This is a genomic window from Kytococcus sp. HMSC28H12 (assembly GCF_001816045.1).
GTDB classification, from domain to species: Bacteria; Actinomycetota; Actinomycetes; order Actinomycetales; family Dermatophilaceae; genus Kytococcus; species Kytococcus schroeteri.
Map to the genome: position 1 here is coordinate 1 of NZ_KV824693.1, position 14,151 is coordinate 14,151.

Annotated in this window: 15 protein-coding genes; 10 read left to right on the forward strand and 5 right to left on the reverse strand. The window is 72.6% G+C overall.

All coding sequences use genetic code 11. The annotated features are described in order from the left end of the window. Positions 1 to 122: 122 nt before the first annotated feature. The gene (locus HMPREF3099_RS11330; protein ID WP_070706177.1) at positions 123 to 821 is read left to right on the forward strand and encodes a hypothetical protein; all 699 of its coding nucleotides are present in this window, start codon (positions 123 to 125) and stop codon (positions 819 to 821) included. 78 nt (positions 822 to 899) lie between these two features. Here HMPREF3099_RS11330 and HMPREF3099_RS11335 read toward each other — a convergent pair whose 3' ends face one another. The 3 genes from HMPREF3099_RS11335 to HMPREF3099_RS11345 are packed head-to-tail and all read right to left on the reverse strand — an operon-like array spanning position 900 to position 4,021. Then, positions 900 to 1,550 carry a hypothetical protein gene (locus HMPREF3099_RS11335; protein WP_141494962.1) on the reverse strand — a complete coding sequence of 217 codons (651 nt, stop codon included), beginning with the start codon at positions 1,548 to 1,550 and terminating at the stop codon, positions 900 to 902. 43 nt (positions 1,551 to 1,593) lie between these two features. Then, the gene (locus tag HMPREF3099_RS11340; protein ID WP_070706181.1) at positions 1,594 to 2,430 is read right to left on the reverse strand and encodes a hypothetical protein; all 837 of its coding nucleotides are present in this window, start codon (positions 2,428 to 2,430) and stop codon (positions 1,594 to 1,596) included. Between the two features lie 28 nt (positions 2,431 to 2,458). Then, entirely contained in the window at positions 2,459 to 4,021 is a 1,563-nt protein-coding gene (locus tag HMPREF3099_RS11345) for an alkaline phosphatase D family protein (protein WP_070706183.1), read from the reverse strand. A 111-nt stretch (positions 4,022 to 4,132) separates the two neighbouring features. Between HMPREF3099_RS11345 and HMPREF3099_RS11350 the strand changes: the two genes are divergently transcribed. Beyond that, entirely contained in the window at positions 4,133 to 4,861 is a 729-nt protein-coding gene (locus tag HMPREF3099_RS11350) for an AAA family ATPase (protein ID WP_070706184.1), read from the forward strand. Further along, positions 4,858 to 5,706 carry a DUF6454 family protein gene (locus tag HMPREF3099_RS13670; RefSeq protein ID WP_070706185.1) on the forward strand — a complete coding sequence of 283 codons (849 nt, stop codon included), beginning with the start codon at positions 4,858 to 4,860 and terminating at the stop codon, positions 5,704 to 5,706. Before HMPREF3099_RS11350 ends, HMPREF3099_RS13670 begins: the two co-directional genes overlap by 4 nt. A gap of 518 nt (positions 5,707 to 6,224) precedes the next feature. Here the strand turns inward: HMPREF3099_RS13670 and HMPREF3099_RS11360 are convergent. Then, complete coding sequence (locus HMPREF3099_RS11360) at positions 6,225 to 6,557, reverse strand: helix-turn-helix domain-containing protein (RefSeq protein ID WP_202816763.1); 333 nt, start codon at positions 6,555 to 6,557, stop codon at positions 6,225 to 6,227. Positions 6,558 to 6,928: 371 nt separating this feature from the next. Here HMPREF3099_RS11360 and HMPREF3099_RS11365 point away from each other — a divergent pair, with 371 nt between their 5' ends. Further along, positions 6,929 to 7,555, forward strand: a complete 627-nt coding sequence (locus HMPREF3099_RS11365; protein ID WP_070706187.1) for a hypothetical protein — start codon at positions 6,929 to 6,931, stop codon at positions 7,553 to 7,555. Between the two features lie 39 nt (positions 7,556 to 7,594). Here HMPREF3099_RS11365 and HMPREF3099_RS11370 read toward each other — a convergent pair whose 3' ends face one another. Then, a complete protein-coding gene (locus HMPREF3099_RS11370; protein ID WP_141762158.1) occupies positions 7,595 to 7,816 on the reverse strand; it encodes a hypothetical protein in 222 nt (73 codons plus the stop codon). Positions 7,817 to 7,992: 176 nt separating this feature from the next. Between HMPREF3099_RS11370 and HMPREF3099_RS13185 the strand changes: the two genes are divergently transcribed. From HMPREF3099_RS13185 to HMPREF3099_RS11395, 6 genes are all read left to right on the forward strand, one after another. Beyond that, positions 7,993 to 8,163, forward strand: coding sequence for a hypothetical protein (locus HMPREF3099_RS13185; protein WP_168168535.1), 171 nt, complete (start codon positions 7,993 to 7,995; stop codon positions 8,161 to 8,163). Between the two features lie 46 nt (positions 8,164 to 8,209). Further along, positions 8,210 to 10,216 carry a WCX domain-containing protein gene (locus HMPREF3099_RS12580; RefSeq protein ID WP_070706189.1) on the forward strand — a complete coding sequence of 669 codons (2,007 nt, stop codon included), beginning with the start codon at positions 8,210 to 8,212 and terminating at the stop codon, positions 10,214 to 10,216. Beyond that, entirely contained in the window at positions 10,213 to 12,060 is a 1,848-nt protein-coding gene (locus HMPREF3099_RS11380; RefSeq protein WP_070706190.1) for a hypothetical protein, read from the forward strand. Before HMPREF3099_RS12580 ends, HMPREF3099_RS11380 begins: the two co-directional genes overlap by 4 nt. A gap of 69 nt (positions 12,061 to 12,129) precedes the next feature. After that, positions 12,130 to 12,597: a hypothetical protein gene (locus HMPREF3099_RS11385; RefSeq protein ID WP_070706191.1), complete on the forward strand. Its 468-nt coding sequence runs from the start codon at positions 12,130 to 12,132 to the stop codon at positions 12,595 to 12,597. Positions 12,598 to 12,636: 39 nt separating this feature from the next. Continuing rightward, the gene (locus tag HMPREF3099_RS11390) at positions 12,637 to 13,284 is read left to right on the forward strand and encodes a hypothetical protein (RefSeq protein ID WP_070706192.1); all 648 of its coding nucleotides are present in this window, start codon (positions 12,637 to 12,639) and stop codon (positions 13,282 to 13,284) included. A gap of 135 nt (positions 13,285 to 13,419) precedes the next feature. Next, on the forward strand, positions 13,420 to 14,028 hold the full coding sequence (locus HMPREF3099_RS11395; RefSeq protein ID WP_168168536.1) for a ribonuclease D: 609 nt from the start codon (positions 13,420 to 13,422) through the stop codon (positions 14,026 to 14,028). Positions 14,029 to 14,151: the final 123 nt, after the last annotated feature.

The window sequence follows — 14,151 nt, forward strand, 5'->3', positions numbered from 1 at the left end:
CGGCGGCGCGGCCCAGGGCCGTGCCGCCGCGCCGTATTCATGGGGTGAGGACAGCGAAATAACAGTGACACGCGTGCACACTCATCGGACACCCCCACGACGGCGCGCCCTGGAGGTCTGCCTTGAACACCGCACTCCGCGACCTCGTTCGTCAGACCCACACCGAACGCCAGGACGACTGGGCCACGGCGCTGTCCACCGTCGACTCCGCCCTGCGCACCCACTGCCGCGTCACCCTCCAGCCGGGTGAGCCGGCGCGCGCGATCGTGGGCGAGGTGCGCCAGCGTTCCGAGGAGGACACCCTGCGGGCGCTGGAGCAGTGCGCCGCCCAGGGCCACCCGCTGCCGACCACCGTGGAGGAGGTCGAGCACGCGGTGCCCGACCTCACCTCGGCCACCGTGGTGTGCACCTCCACCCGCGCCCAGACCCTGCTGGTGCGGTGCATCGCCGACGAGGTGGCGCAGGCGCCCGGCATCCGCCTGGTGGAGGTGGTCGACCACAGCGGGCTCGACCTGCCCCTGGAGGGCGTGGACGTGCAGCGCGGCGAGGAGGGCGGCTGCTGGGGCGTGGCCTGCCTGCTCGTGGTGGACGTGGAGGGCGCCCGCCCAGCACTGGTGGAGCTGTGCGTGGTGACCCGGCTGCAGCAGGCCTGGGCCGAGCTCACCGAGCAGCACCTCTACGGGCGCGAGGGCGAGCTGGAGGCCGGACCGCTGCGCGCTGCGGTGGTGCGCAGCATGGCGGTGATGCTGCACGAGGTGGACCGCCTGGCCGACCACCTGGCCGAGGAGACCGAGGCCGCCCGGGAGGGCAGCGCGGGCTGAGGGGCGGGGAACCGAGGGCGGGCGCCGCTCAGCGGCGGGCTGGCTCAGCGGCAGGATGCCGCGCGGCGCGTGTGGGCGTCAGCCGCGGGACCCGAGGTGGGCGGCGAGCCAGAGCGCCCCGGCGGCAAGGGGGACGGTCAGCGGCATCGCCACCGCCATCATCGGCCAGGGCAGGGGCGTGGACGGGGGTTCCACCACCAGCAGCAGCGCGCCGACCCCCGCCGCCGCGCCCACTCCGGTCACGGCGGCGAGCGCCAGGGCCAGCAGTCCCCCGCCGCAGCCCACGCGCCACATGGCGCCCAGGGCCATGCCGGTGGACGCCGCCAAGGTGTACTCGGCCAGCAGCCCGGCGACCAAGGCCACCCACGCGAGGACAGGCACGGTCACCTCGTCCCACGCGGCGGTCACCACGAGCCCCACCACCGAGGCGGTGGCCATCAGCGCGGACAGGCCCGCCCCGGCGAGCCACAGCCCCGTGGTGTCGGGACGGACGTGCAGGTTCTTCACGGAGTGCGGGAAGGCCCACATCGTGGCGAGCAGCGCGCTGAGGGTCCCCGTGAACCAGGCCGTGGCGAGCCCCGGGTCCTCCTTGCGCACGAGGAAGAACCACCAGGCCGCGCCCATGGCCAGCCAGAGCGACGCCGCGTAGGCGGCCCAGGGCAGCACGGCGCGCAGGGTGCCGCGCGTGCCCACCGAGTGGCGGGTGACGGGAACGGAGGTGGGAAGCACCCGTGAATTCTGGCCGATGGGGGTGGGGGCCGGGCGAGGAGGGTCAGGCCAGGTCGAACAGGCCCGCGGCGTCCCAGGCGAGCCATCCCCCCTCGGCGAGGGTCGCCGTCAGCAGGTGCTCACCGGCGGGCAGGGGCGAGGGCAGCTCCCACTCCAACGACACCGGGCGCAGCGGCGTGTCCGGCAGGGTGGCGTCGCCCTCACGCGACCCCTTGGTGGCTCCTCGCGGCAGGTCCGTGGCCTGCTGCCAGGTGCCCAACGCCACCTCGAGCCGGCCTCCCAGGCGCGTGGTGTCGATGCCCCACAGGGCCACGGCGGGGCGGGACACCGGGCGGTCGGCGCGCACGGTCCAGCGCAGGGTGTAGGCGCGCGAGCCGGCCCACGTGTCGCCCGGCCCGGGCAGCAGGTAGGGCCACTGCGCGGGTCCGTCATCGGGGCCGACGGTGATGAGCCCGTCCGGGTGCTCGGTGGCGATGGCCTTGTACCCCGCCGGGGCGTGGCGCAGCTCCAGGCTGCGGCGGTCGAAGTCACCCACCTGGGCTACCGGGCACCCGGTGGTGACCGACGGCAGCGAGTGGGCGCGCTCGGGGCGGGAGGGACGCGACCAGCGGCCGGCGGCGTCGACCGTGACCACCACGTACACCCACTCCTCCCCCTCAGGCGAGCGCCCACCGTGCTCCCAGCGGGGGTAGACGGTGCGGGCCAGCAGCGTGTCGTCACCGAGGTGGCGCAGTCCACGCTCGGCGCGCCCGGCGGGCACGGCGTGCACGCGGTAGTGGTCCACCAGGGGGCCGTGGGCGCGCGGCTCCCAGGCGAGGTGGACCGTCATCAGGGCGCCGGTGGCGGTCAGGCCGGTCACGGGGCGGGGGTGGTGGGTCATGGGGGTCCTCTCGAGAGGGCGGGTCAGCTCAGGACAGGAGGCGGCGCGAGCCGGCCGGGGTGCGGAAGGCGAAGGCCGTCCGGGCGGGGGCGGTGTCGTCGGCCTCGACCCACGGCACCACCACGAAGCGCGAGCGCATCTCCTGCGGGGTGAGGGTCACGTGCACGTAGCCGCGGCGGGCGTCCATGGCGCGCACGTACGGGTGGGCGGTCCAGTCCGGGTGGCCGCCGGGCTTGCCGTCGCCGTCGGAGGCGATGGAGCTGCAGATCAGCTCCACGGCCACCGGCTCGGCCTCAGGGGCGGGTGCCGTCGGGTCGGCCCACAGCTCGGCGGCGGCGTGGTGGTGGATGTCGCCGGTGAGCACCACCGGGTTGCTCACCCGGGCCAGCTGGTCCATCAGCCGCTGGCGGGCGGCCGGGAAGCCGTCCCACTGGTCCACCCGGTCGTCGGTGACCGGCACCATCGCCACGCCGTCGGCCAGCAGGTTCCACTGCGCCGGGGAGGTGCGCAGACGCTCGGTGAGCCACGCCTCCTGCGCGGCACCCAGGATGCTGCGCTCGGGGTCGGCGACGCGCTGCTCGTCCTGCGGCACCGGGTCGCGGAACTGGCGGGTGTCCAGCACCGAGAGGCGCGCCAGGCGGCCGACGTCCAGGGAGTGGTGGATGCGGCTGTGCGGCCCCTCGGGCAGGGCGGCCGGCCCCAGCGGCAGGTTCTCGTAGTACGCCCGGTAGGCCACCGCGCGGCGCAACAGGAAGTCCTCCTCGCTGAGGCCGTACTGCGACTGGCTGCCCGCGTAGTTGTTCTCCACCTCGTGGTCGTCCCAGGTGGCCACCATCGCGGCCCGGGCGTGGGCGGCCTGCAGGTGCGGGTCGGTCTTGAACAGGGAGTAGCGCAGGCGGTACTGGGCCAGGGTCTGCACCTCCTGGGTGTGCTCGGGGCCCAGCTCCACGCCGTGGCGCCACAGGTTGTCGCCGCTGCGGATGCCGTACTCGTAGATGTAGTCGCCGGTGAACACGATGAGGTCCAGGTCGGTCTCGGCCGCCAGGTGCTTCCACGCGGTGAAGTGCCCGTGGTACCAGGCCTGGCAGGAGGCGACCCCCAGCGAGAAGGAGGCCACGTCGGCGCCGGCCGCCGGCAGGGTGCGGAAGCGGCCGGCGGGGCTGGTGTGGCGGCCGGTGCGGAAGCGGTAGTGGTACTCGGTGGCGGGCTCGAGGCCGGTGACCTGCGGGTGCACGGAGTGGGCGAGCTCCGGCTGGGCCAGGGCGTGGCCGTGGGCGACCCGGCGGGTGAACCCCGCATCGCGGGCCACCTCCCAGCGCACCAACACGGGGTGCCGGGGCATGCCGCCGTGCCCGTCGGCGGCCAGCGGGTCGGTGGCCAGTCGGGTCCACAGCACCATCGAGTCCGGCCCCGGAGTGCCGGCCGCGACGCCGAGGGTGAACGGGTTGGTGCGCGGCGGCGGGCCGCCGGCCGATGCGGGCGCCTCCACACCCAGGGCGAGGGTGGTGGCCGAGAGGCCGGCGACCCCCAGCAGGGTGCGGCGGGAGACGCCGGTGGTGTCCGGGGCGGGGCGGTGGAGCGTGGAAGGCATGTGGGGCAGGACAGTTCACGCGTGTGAACGCGGGGGCAGCGCGGCGTGACGGGGGCGTGAGGGGCGGGTGAACGGTGGGTGCGGGGGGGCTGCACGTGGCAGGGTGCCGGCATGCTCGCCGACCAGCCGCCCCTCGTCGCCGTACGCCCCGACCCGACCGCAGACGTGCCCGCCAACAGGTGGCCGGTGACCGTCCCCGCCATCGCGCAGGTGCTGCGGCAGGGGTTCGAGCCGGCCCCCGGCATCACCCTGCTGGTGGGCGAGAACGGCTCCGGCAAGTCGACGCTGCTGGAGGGCGTGGCCGAGGCGTTCGGGCTCAACGTGGAAGGCGGCTCGCGCCACGCGCGACACAGCACGCGACGCAGCGAGTCACCCCTGGCCGAGTGGCTCCGCGTGCAGCGCGGGGTCGGGGCGCCGCGCGACGGCTTCTTCCTGCGCGCCGAGACGATGCATGCCTTCTACACCTACCTGGAGCAGAACCCCAGCCCCAGCGCGCTCGAACCGCGCTTCCACGAGATGAGCCACGGCGAGTCCTTCCTGGCCCTGCTGGAGTCCCGCTTCACCCGGGCGGGGTTCTACTGCCTCGACGAGCCGGAGGCGGCCCTGTCGTTCCAGTCGACCCTGCACCTCATGGCCACCCTGGACCGGCTGGCGGCCGACGGGGCGCAGGTGCTGTGCGCCACGCACTCCCCCGTGCTGGCGGCGCTGCCCGGGGCGCGGATCCTGGAGCTGGGCGAGTGGGGACTCCGCGAGGCCGCGTGGGACGACCTGGAGCTGGTGGGGCACTGGCGGGCGTTCCTCGACGCGCCGCCGCGGTACCTGCGGCACCTGGTGGGGTGAGGCAGCACCACCCCGCGTTCGCCCACTCCACACCCGGCGGCCCCTCGGCGGCCGCCCTCCTGGGCACGGCCGCGCTCTCTACCACCGCCGACTCCGGCGGCGGGCGCGCGGGCCACCCCCGCGACGAGCGGCTGGTGAACACCGTGAGCCAGACCTCCCGCTCCACCGCGTGGAAGCACACCGGCACCACCGACCTGAAGTTCAAGGCCTTCCACCCGCAGGCCACGGAGGTGGACGGCGACGAGCTGGGTGAGGGGCACATCCACCACCCCGGCGGCATCGACGTGGACGAGGAGTCCATCTGGGTGCCGGTGGCCGAGCACCGGCCCGACTCGCGCGCGATCGTCTACCGCATCGACCGCGACACGCTCGAGGTCACCGAGGTGTTCCGGGTGGACGACCACGTGGGCGGGATCGTCCACGACCGCGACCGCCACCGGCTGGTGAGGCAGTCGTGGGGCTCGCGCCGGTTCTACGAGTGGTCGGCGGACGGCCGGCTGCGCGACAAGCGGATGAACGACAGCCACTTCATCGACTACCAGGACTGCGAGCCCGTCCGCCGCTCCAAGATGCTGTGCTCCGGCGTGACCAACCTGCCCCAGGCGCCCGGACACTCCGGTCAGTACGAGCTGGGCGGCCCCGGACGACTCCGACGAGGGCGCCGGCACGCAGATCCTGCGCTACGAGGCGGACGTCGAGCTGCTGAAGTGAGGGGGCGGGCCCGTCAGATCTGCTGGAGTCGCACCCTCACCCGGTCCGCGAAGGCCGGGCAACCAGCACGCTCCAGAGCCTGCGGCAGGTCGATGTCCACCGGCTCGCCGCGGCATCGCGCCTGCTCCACGTAGTAGTCGCGGTTCCGAGCTGTCGCTGCCCGCACCACGTGCGGGGCACTGTCGTCGACGAGCAGGAAGAACTCGTCGGCGGTGTGGACCTCGTGGTGCAGGGCGTCCTGCTCGTCCTCGCTTGCGGGCCGGAGGTGGCGGACGTTGTCCGTCACGAGGAGGTCTGCCCGGCAGTGCTCGGCCAGGGCGCGGACGTGGATGTCCCCGGCGTCCGCTGGGCGCGGCATATCACCGGGGACCACGTAGTCGCGCACCCGCCCGTCGGGAAAGACCGCCTCGAAGGCCTCAGCAACCTTGGCCGTCACGCCACCGTCCACCTCAGGGTGTCGACGACGAATCACGCGGACGGTCTCGGCCCGCAGGTCCTCCGACCACGCGACCTGATAGAGCCCCGGACCTTCCTGGTGCAGGAGCGCCAGCCAGTCCCGCAACGTGCGAGAGGCCCAGACGTTGGAGTCGACCACCACCAAGTGCGTCCGGCCACCGATCACATCGAGTCCTTCCCGCCAGGACGACGGAGGTCAGTCCGTCAGCCCTCCCTCGTCCTGAGCACGTCGCAACGCGTCGAAGGCGTCACGGCGCTGCTGCTGTGCCCTCTCTCGCGCCTCCAGCACATCCGCCGTGCGCAGACGGGTGTGGCTGCCCACCTTGTGGGCGGGGATCTCGCCCGCACGGACACGCTTCATCAACGTGGGGCGGGAGATCTCGAGCATCTCGGCAGCCAGGGTGGTCGTGACCTCCTCCGGCAACTCACCCACCGTGACGCGGCGCCCCTCGGCGACGGACTCCACGATGCGCCGCAGCAACGGCTGCAGCGCGTCCGGAAGCTCGACGAACGAGTCCCCGCGGGACACAGCGAACCGCGGCGCAGCCTGACCGGCTCGTCCAGGCATGGTTCGCCGGGCGGCTTCGGCCTGGTCACGGGTGACGTGCACGGACTCACGGTCCACGACGGTGGGCATGGCACCCTCCCTCTCTCACTGTGCGGAAAGGTCACACTACGCGTTTTCAGATATAAGTGCAATGCCTATCGCTCCATCGGCCCTGATGGAGGGGTCGACGGCTCGCTCGGGCCGCGCCGCGCTGCACCAGCCAAGCCTGCGGCTCGGCGGGGTGATCGCACAGACGCCGGGCGGCGCCTGACGCCCCCGCGGCAGTGGCACCATCGGAGCGACGCCCCGTCACTCCCGGGCGTCGAACCAATACCGGTGGTCGCTTCACACACATGGAGTTCTCCATGTACCGCCGCCTCGCCCTGCTTGCCCTCGCCAGCACTGTCGCCGTCACCAGCCTCACCGCGTGTGGTGGCAAGGAAGCGCTCTCCGAGGAGAACTTCCCGCTCGAGGGCTACACCGCCACGCAGAACGCGACGGACGAGTCCTCCGACTCCGAGGACGACGGCACCTTCGAGGACCTGATCTTCATGTTCGATGACGTGCCGGATGGCTGCAAGGAGGCTGGCAAGGCTCTCGACGAGGCGGAGTTCTTCAAGAAGGAGGGTCCCGAGTCGCCCAAGGCCACCTTCAAGAACGGGGAGAAGGACGCTGAGGTCACCATCAGCGGCAAGACCGACAACTACGACAAGGGCATGGACGCCGTCGAGAAGTTCGCCGACGAGTGCGGGGAGCTCAAGGGCGGGCCGCACGGCATGAAGATGCAGGTCGACAAGCTGGACGAGAAGGACGCCCGAGGCATCAAGATGCGCGCGGGCGCCATGGGTGAGAGCCAGAGCTTCGTCATGGCCGTGACCAAGGTGGGTGGCAACCTGGTCGGGGTCTCGGGCGAGGGCCTCTCCAAGGACGACACCCTGAAGATCCTCGAGGCGCAGAAGAAGGCCGTCGAGGAGAAGTGAGGCGGAGGGAGCCGGGCCGTCGCGGCCCGGCCCCTCCGCTCACCGCTGCTCCGACTGACTGACCACGAAGAGCAGGACAAGGGCGCCCAGCCCGATGACGGCCGCCCACGACAGCGGGATGCGCCCGAGGCGCTCGTTGACCAGGTCCCAGAAGGCGGCACCTGCGAACCCGACCGCCCACGGCACCACCGTGGCCAGGAAGCCCTCGCCGTCGGCGAGCACCGCCGTCGCCCAGCCCGCAGGAAACGCAGCACGGCCCACCTCCCCAGGGGCTCGACGACGGCGGGCGGGTCGGTCCAGTCGGCGATGAACACAGCAACTCCTTGGTCCGGGAACGGTTCCCCAGCACCGTGGCAGCCACCTCCGACGACATCCTTCCGGCGATGTGTGCGGACCCCCGACGCACGGTGACGCTCCGACCACCCGAAGGAGTTGCCGTGCCCGTCCTCGTGTTCCTCGCCGCGTTCGTCGCGACCCTCGTCATCGCCCCCTTCCTCGGGAGCATCGCCGACGCGATCCGCGCCGTCATCGTGTGGGGCTTCGTGCTCACCGTGCTCACCGTCATCTTCTGGCCCGTTCTCAGTGTGGTGTTCGGCCTGCTGCCCTGAGGCGCGCCGGGTCTGAGACAGTGGCCCTCCAACGCGAGGAGGCGCCATGGCAGGACCGCCGGCAGAGAAGAGTCAGGAACGGCTGGCAGCGCTGTTCGCGTACCTCGCCTCTCAGGACGTCCCCGTCAACCGGGAGGAGATCCTCGAGGACCTCGATGCGTACTACTGCCGCCCCGAGGACCACGGAGGAGCCGGCGACCACCGGGTCAAGACGCCGAACCGCACCGACGGCCTGCTCCGCGACCTGGACCAGCTGACACAGCTCGGCGCCACGGTGGAGTGGCTTCCCGAGCACAGCGAGCGCCCCCGCGCGAACCCCCACCGGGAGGCACGGAAGCACGAGGGCAAGCCGTTCACCTGGCGGCTGCGCCCCCACACGTTCCTGCGCCGCGAGCTCGGCGAGCACCCCGAGCACACCGCCCTGCTGGCTACGGCGCTCAGCCTGTTCGCCCCGTCCAGCTCCGACCTCGTCCGGGGGTTGGGCGGCAAGCTGCACCTTCCCGAGGCGCTGCCTGCCGACTCCCCGGACGTGCTGCCGATCTCCGCGGACGAGTGGCGCACCATCGTGGAGGCGCACGACGACCGACGGTTCGTGCAGTTCACGGTGGAGTCCCACACCCAGGGGGCTCGCACCCTCATCGGGGAACCGTGGGCGCTGGTGGAGGCGCGTGACGTGTTCTACCTGGTGGTGCGCGAGCGGGACCACGAGACCGCCCGCGCCATCCGGTTGACAGCGATCACGCCGGGCAGCGTGGATCTGGGCCGCCTACGCCGGAAGGCGAACGGCGACGAGTGCAACGACCCCTCGACCTGGCAGCCCAAGCTCGGTGAGGTGAAGACCATCCACGACGAGCTGCTGAGCCAGCAGACCTACGCCGCCCTGGCCGCCGACGGCACCGAGCGCAGCATCCGCACCACGCACGGCGATGCGGCCGTCGGCCAGGCGATCCGCGACGGCCTCGTGCTCGTCGACCCCGCCCTGCGGCGCACCCAGGCGCAGCGGCTCCGCGCCGTCATCGACGCTGCCCCACCTGCACCGCTGGCACCGCGCGCCACGGACGGGACCGCTCCCCCCGCGCCGGGCAGGACGACGCGGCCCACCAGCCGCACCGAGATGAGCGGGGCCCTGGAGCTGGTGCTGCTCCTGACCGACCACGACGGCCCGGTACCGGTGGCGGACGTGGCCGCCCGGTCGGGGCGCACCGAGGAGGACGTGCTCAAGCTGCTCACCCCGTGGGCGGCCGCCAGCCGGTCGCTCGACGACGAGGCGTTCCCCGGCGACGAGCGTGGGCTGGTGGACATCGACCCCGGCCCCCCGGCCACCGCCGTGGCGATCAGGCCGCGGTGGTTGGCCGACCGCACCCTGTACCTGCGCCGCGACGAGGCCGCCGCGCTGCGCGTGGGGCTCGACTACATCCGCGAGACCGGCAACCCCGCCCGTGCCCAGGCGGTCTCGGAGCTGCTGGCCGCGCTGGACCTGCCCGATGCGGGGCGCGAGACACCTGCCAACTTCGTGCACCTCGACCACACCGACCAGCCCCACCTGCCCGAGGTGCTGTCGGACCTGGACGATGCCGTGGGCCGGGTGTGGTGCCGCATCCACTCCTCGCGATGGGTCGAGCCTCGCGAGGTGGCCCCGCTGCGGGTGGCCCGGGCGGCGGGCACCGCCATCGTGTGCCTGCGCGACGACGAGGGCGAGACGTACTGGGTGGAGACCGACCGCATCACCGCCGTGGAGCTGCTCGCCCGCGCCCAGTCCCCGGCTGACGCCGCCGAGGTGCCGCCGCCCAGCCACCGCGGCGGGGGTCTGCAGCTGACCGTGGAGCTGGGTCCCGATGCCGTGTGGGCGGTGGACGCGTACGGCGCCACCGTGATGGAGGAGCAACCCGCCGAGGGCGCGCTGCGGGTGACCAAGGACGTGGCCGGCGTGGCGGCCGGGGCGCGGATGGCGCTGCGTCTGGCCGGCGTGGCGCGCGTGGTGGAGCCGCCCGAGGTGGTGGCAGAGGCGCAGCGTCGGGCGCGGGCGCTGCTGGAGAGGGTGGAGGAGCGATGACCAGTGCACGACCGGCCACGTGGGGCCCGGTGACCTTCATGATGGTGGTGCCCTACGCCCTGGGCTGGGCCACCCACACCATCCCCCGTCGCCCGGTGTTCGACCGCGCCGCCCTGGAGGACCAGGAGGCGATGGACGCCTTCATGGAGGGCTACTGGCGGGTGCGCCGGGCCAACACCGGTCCGGGCGGCATCAACTGGGACCCTGTGAACCACTACCGGGACACCGCGGGCGCCCCGCCGGGCGCGCCGGACGTGATGATGTGGGACCCCACCGTGCTGGGTGCGGAGCCGGGGTCGGTGGAGTACCAGCACTGGCACGAACCGCACAAGTACTTCCACTCCGCCCGAACCCGTAAGGCCGCCCGCCCCACCCGGTTCGCCTGTTGGCCGGCCGAGGCGCTGAACGTGTACGGCCGCGTGTTCAAGGGCGGCCCGGACCTGCGGTTGCTGGCCGGCGAGCGATGGGAGTACTCCCCCAGCCCGGACCACGACGGGCACGAGATGGGGTACGCCGTGCTCCACCTTGAGCTGCGCCACGCCACCGACGAGACCCTGCAGGCGACCTCGGAGCTGTTGCGCCGGCCGAAACCCGACGGGCTGCTGAACATGGCCCTGCACCGCATGGGCCTGGCGGTGAAGGTGCAGAAGGGCGCCTACTCGATGGTGGATGCGGGCTACCTGAAGGGCTCCTCGGCCAAGGACCTTGAGGCTGTCGCCGGTTACCCCACCACCTATGACCCGCGGAAGCGATGGCTCGATGGGGTGGGGCGACCGTGCACCACGACCCCGCGGCGGGTGACGGTGAAGGTCCTGGACGGCGAGACCCAGTTGGCCCGGACAGCCCGTGAGGACGCGAGTGCGGCGGCGGCCTCGACGCCCACGGTGGCGCGCACGGCCAACCGGGTCCGGGTGCTCACGGTGGCCGCCCCGCTGGCCCCACTCACGTCGCGGCCAAGCAACCTGCAGGCGCTGGACGCGTGGACGCCGGAGCAGGCGTGGACCCACCAGCTGGCCACGGGCATGAACCGCAAGAGGTACTTTCGCCTGCCGCCCAACAACCCCGAGGCCGCGGCGCACGGCAGCTTCGCCATCGACGGCAGCATCGGCCGGGCCACCCTGGACGGCGTGGGCGTGGTGATCGACCCGGCGCTGCAGAACCCCGCGGACGAGCATGACATTGCCTCGCTGACGGTGCTGTACCACGGGCGCCTGCTGGAGGTGATGCTGCTGGCCATCCGGCAACGTGACTGGTTGGACGCCCACCACGAGTCCGTCGCCGGGCTGGAGAGCGACCCGGATGCCCCGGAGCGGGGTGAGGAGAACACCGAGACCGACGAGCCGTCGCCGGAGGAGGGCGACCTGCTGTCGGTGGTGCAGGCGTCGTCGGCCCGCGAGAAGTTGCGGGAGATCATGCGGACCGAGGCCCGGCTGAACTGGTTCCACAACAACCGGTGGTTCACGGAGGTGCCCGGCCGGCCGGAGGCCACGACGCTGCTGCGTGAGCTGCAGGAGGCGTTCGAGACCCCGGCGATGCTGGCGGACACGCGCGGGGAGCTGCGGGACCTCATCGGGAGCGCAGAACTGCACAAGCAACTGGCCGATCTCGACCAGCAGGACCATGCCGACCGCGCGCGTGACCGCCTGGAGCAGCTGCTGGCCCTGGTCACCGGTGTCGGCCTGGTCCTGGCGCTGGCCGCTCTCGTGGCAGACCCCGGCTGGGCTCTGGCGGTCAGTTCCACACTGGCCGCCGTGGCTCTGGGACTGGCGGCGTGGGCGTGGATGCGGTGGCGCAACGTGCGTCGCCGACGCCACCTGCAGCAGCGCCACCGCACCCTGGAGTGATGTCTGCGGAGGTCGGGTGCACAAAGGGTGCACCGGGCCCCGCCGGGGCCCTCTGACGAGAGGACGACCATGCACACCATCGTGAAGCGCGCCGCCGTGGCGCTGCCGCTGGCCGCGTTCGCCGCCACCACCCTGGCCGGCTGCGGCGAGAAGGAGTACGAGTACCGCTGGGAGGGCGCCACCATCACCGACATGGAGGCCTCCCTGGAGGACATGGAGGCCCTGTGGCGTGAGGGCACGGACACCCCGGCCGAGCCGGCCGAGGTGGACGATGACGCCCGTTGCTACTACCTGGCCGAGGCCGACCCCGAGGGTGAGCGCCGCCAGCTGGACGGGCACGTGATCTGCGGGCCGTACACGCCGGAGGGCGAGTCCGAGCCGGTGTGGGACGCCTCGGAGTACTTTCGCACCTACGACCCGGGCAAGGGTGAGGGCTGGGCGGTGTACGCCGAGACCTTCCATCGGGCCGACGACCCCGTGGTGACCGAGGGGTTCGAGCCGTGGCGCCCGGACGGCAAGAAGGCCAAGGGGCTGTGACCGGGGCGCGCGCCGCCCACCAGGAGGGGGTGGGCGGCTGTGTCGCTCGTTGACGAGCTGGTGACGGTGGTGGAGGTGGCCGCGGACAACCACGGCATCGTCACGCGGCACCTGCTGCTGGAGGCGGGCGTGCGCCCGGCGGCCATCACCGCCCTGGCGCGGGATGAGCGGGCAATGCGCCGCGTGGGCCGGGGCGTGTACCAGCTGGTGCAGCTGCAGGACGACCGGTGGTGCGACTACCGACAGGCCCTGCAGCGGCTGGACCCGACGGTGCACCAGCAGGAGCTCTTCCATGACCCGCTGCACCCGGACCGGGGCGTGCTCTCGCACCTCGCCGCGGCGCACGTGTGGGGTGCCGTGGACCTGCCGTGGGACACGCATCTCACCACGCCGCGGCGGCGACGACTGTCCGGTGTCACCGTGCACACCGCCTGCCTGACGCCGGAGGAGGTGACCCTCTCACCGGGGTACTGGTCGGGGTGTTGCGATGCCGTGCCGGTCACCACCGTGGAGCGCACCACTCGTGACCTGGTGGCGACCCTGGAGGACGCGGACTACCTGCGCCGCTGGGTGGAGCACTGCCACCAGGAGGGCCTGCTCACCGAGACGCGACTGGTGGAGATGCTGGGCGACCGGCTGCAGTCCGTGCAGGAGGGGTGGTTCGGCTGGGAGGGCGGGCGCGGGTGAGTGCGGAACAGGGGGCATCAGGCGCCCGTTTCCACTCGAACGCGACGCTGCTCGGACACTGTCAGGAGGTTGTCAGTGCCCTGTGCGAAAGTCCCCTCCATGGCGCCCCAGACCTCTCCCACCACGAACCTCCGCGTGACCCTCGTCGAGGGGGACCTGCCGGACGAGGCGCTCACCGCCTGCCGCGCCGCGGGCGTGGTCGGGTGCGACACGGAGACCACCGGCCTGGACTGGAACACCGCGGACCTGTGCACCGTGCAAGTGGCCGCCGGCGATGCCGTGTGGGTCGTCCGGCTGACGCCGGAGCGCTCGCCGATGAACGTGGTCGCGCTCCTTGAGGACCCCGCGGTGCAGAAGGTCTTCCACTACGCCCTGTTCGATCTGCCGTTCCTCATCCACCATCTCGGGGCGACCCCGGCGAACGTCGCGTGTACGCGCATCGCCTCGCGGCTGGTCGACGGCGAGCGCGAGGTGTCGCACTCGTTGCAGTCAGTCCTGGAACGTCACCTCGCGGTGGCGATCGGCAAGGAACAGCGACTCACGGACTGGTCGCAACCGCGTCTCACCCCCGAGCAGGTCGCGTACGCCGCGGAGGACGCCGCGCACCTGCCGTCTCTGCTGCGCGTGCTGACCGAGCAGCTGCGTCCTCACGACAAGGCGGAGGACCTGCAGTCCTGCTGGGACTTCCTGGTACCCCTCACCCGCATGCGGATGCGCGGCCTGGCCGACCCGTTCGCCCGCTGAGTCGGGGTCAGTCGTCCTCAGGGCGCCAACTCTTGTGCCGGAGGTAGCTCGCGATCCCCCACGCGACGGGAACCGAGAGCAAGAGCCCGATGAACGGCTCTTCGGAGTTGAGCGTGGGTCATG

Bases quoted from the DNA above. Each gene is read 5' to 3' on its own strand.
- HMPREF3099_RS12580 (WP_070706189.1), top strand. From the start codon at position 8,210: ATGGCAGGACCGCCGGCAGAGAAGAGTCAGGAACGGCTGGCAGCGCTG.
- HMPREF3099_RS11380 (WP_070706190.1), top strand. From the start codon at position 10,213: ATGACCAGTGCACGACCGGCCACGTGGGGCCCGGTGACCTTCATGATG.
- HMPREF3099_RS11350 (WP_070706184.1), top strand. From the start codon at position 4,133: ATGCTCGCCGACCAGCCGCCCCTCGTCGCCGTACGCCCCGACCCGACC.
- HMPREF3099_RS11385 (WP_070706191.1), top strand. From the start codon at position 12,130: ATGCACACCATCGTGAAGCGCGCCGCCGTGGCGCTGCCGCTGGCCGCG.
- HMPREF3099_RS11345 (WP_070706183.1), bottom strand. From the start codon at position 4,021: ATGCCTTCCACGCTCCACCGCCCCGCCCCGGACACCACCGGCGTCTCC.
- HMPREF3099_RS11340 (WP_070706181.1), bottom strand. From the start codon at position 2,430: ATGACCCACCACCCCCGCCCCGTGACCGGCCTGACCGCCACCGGCGCC.
- HMPREF3099_RS11365 (WP_070706187.1), top strand. From the start codon at position 6,929: ATGGAGTTCTCCATGTACCGCCGCCTCGCCCTGCTTGCCCTCGCCAGC.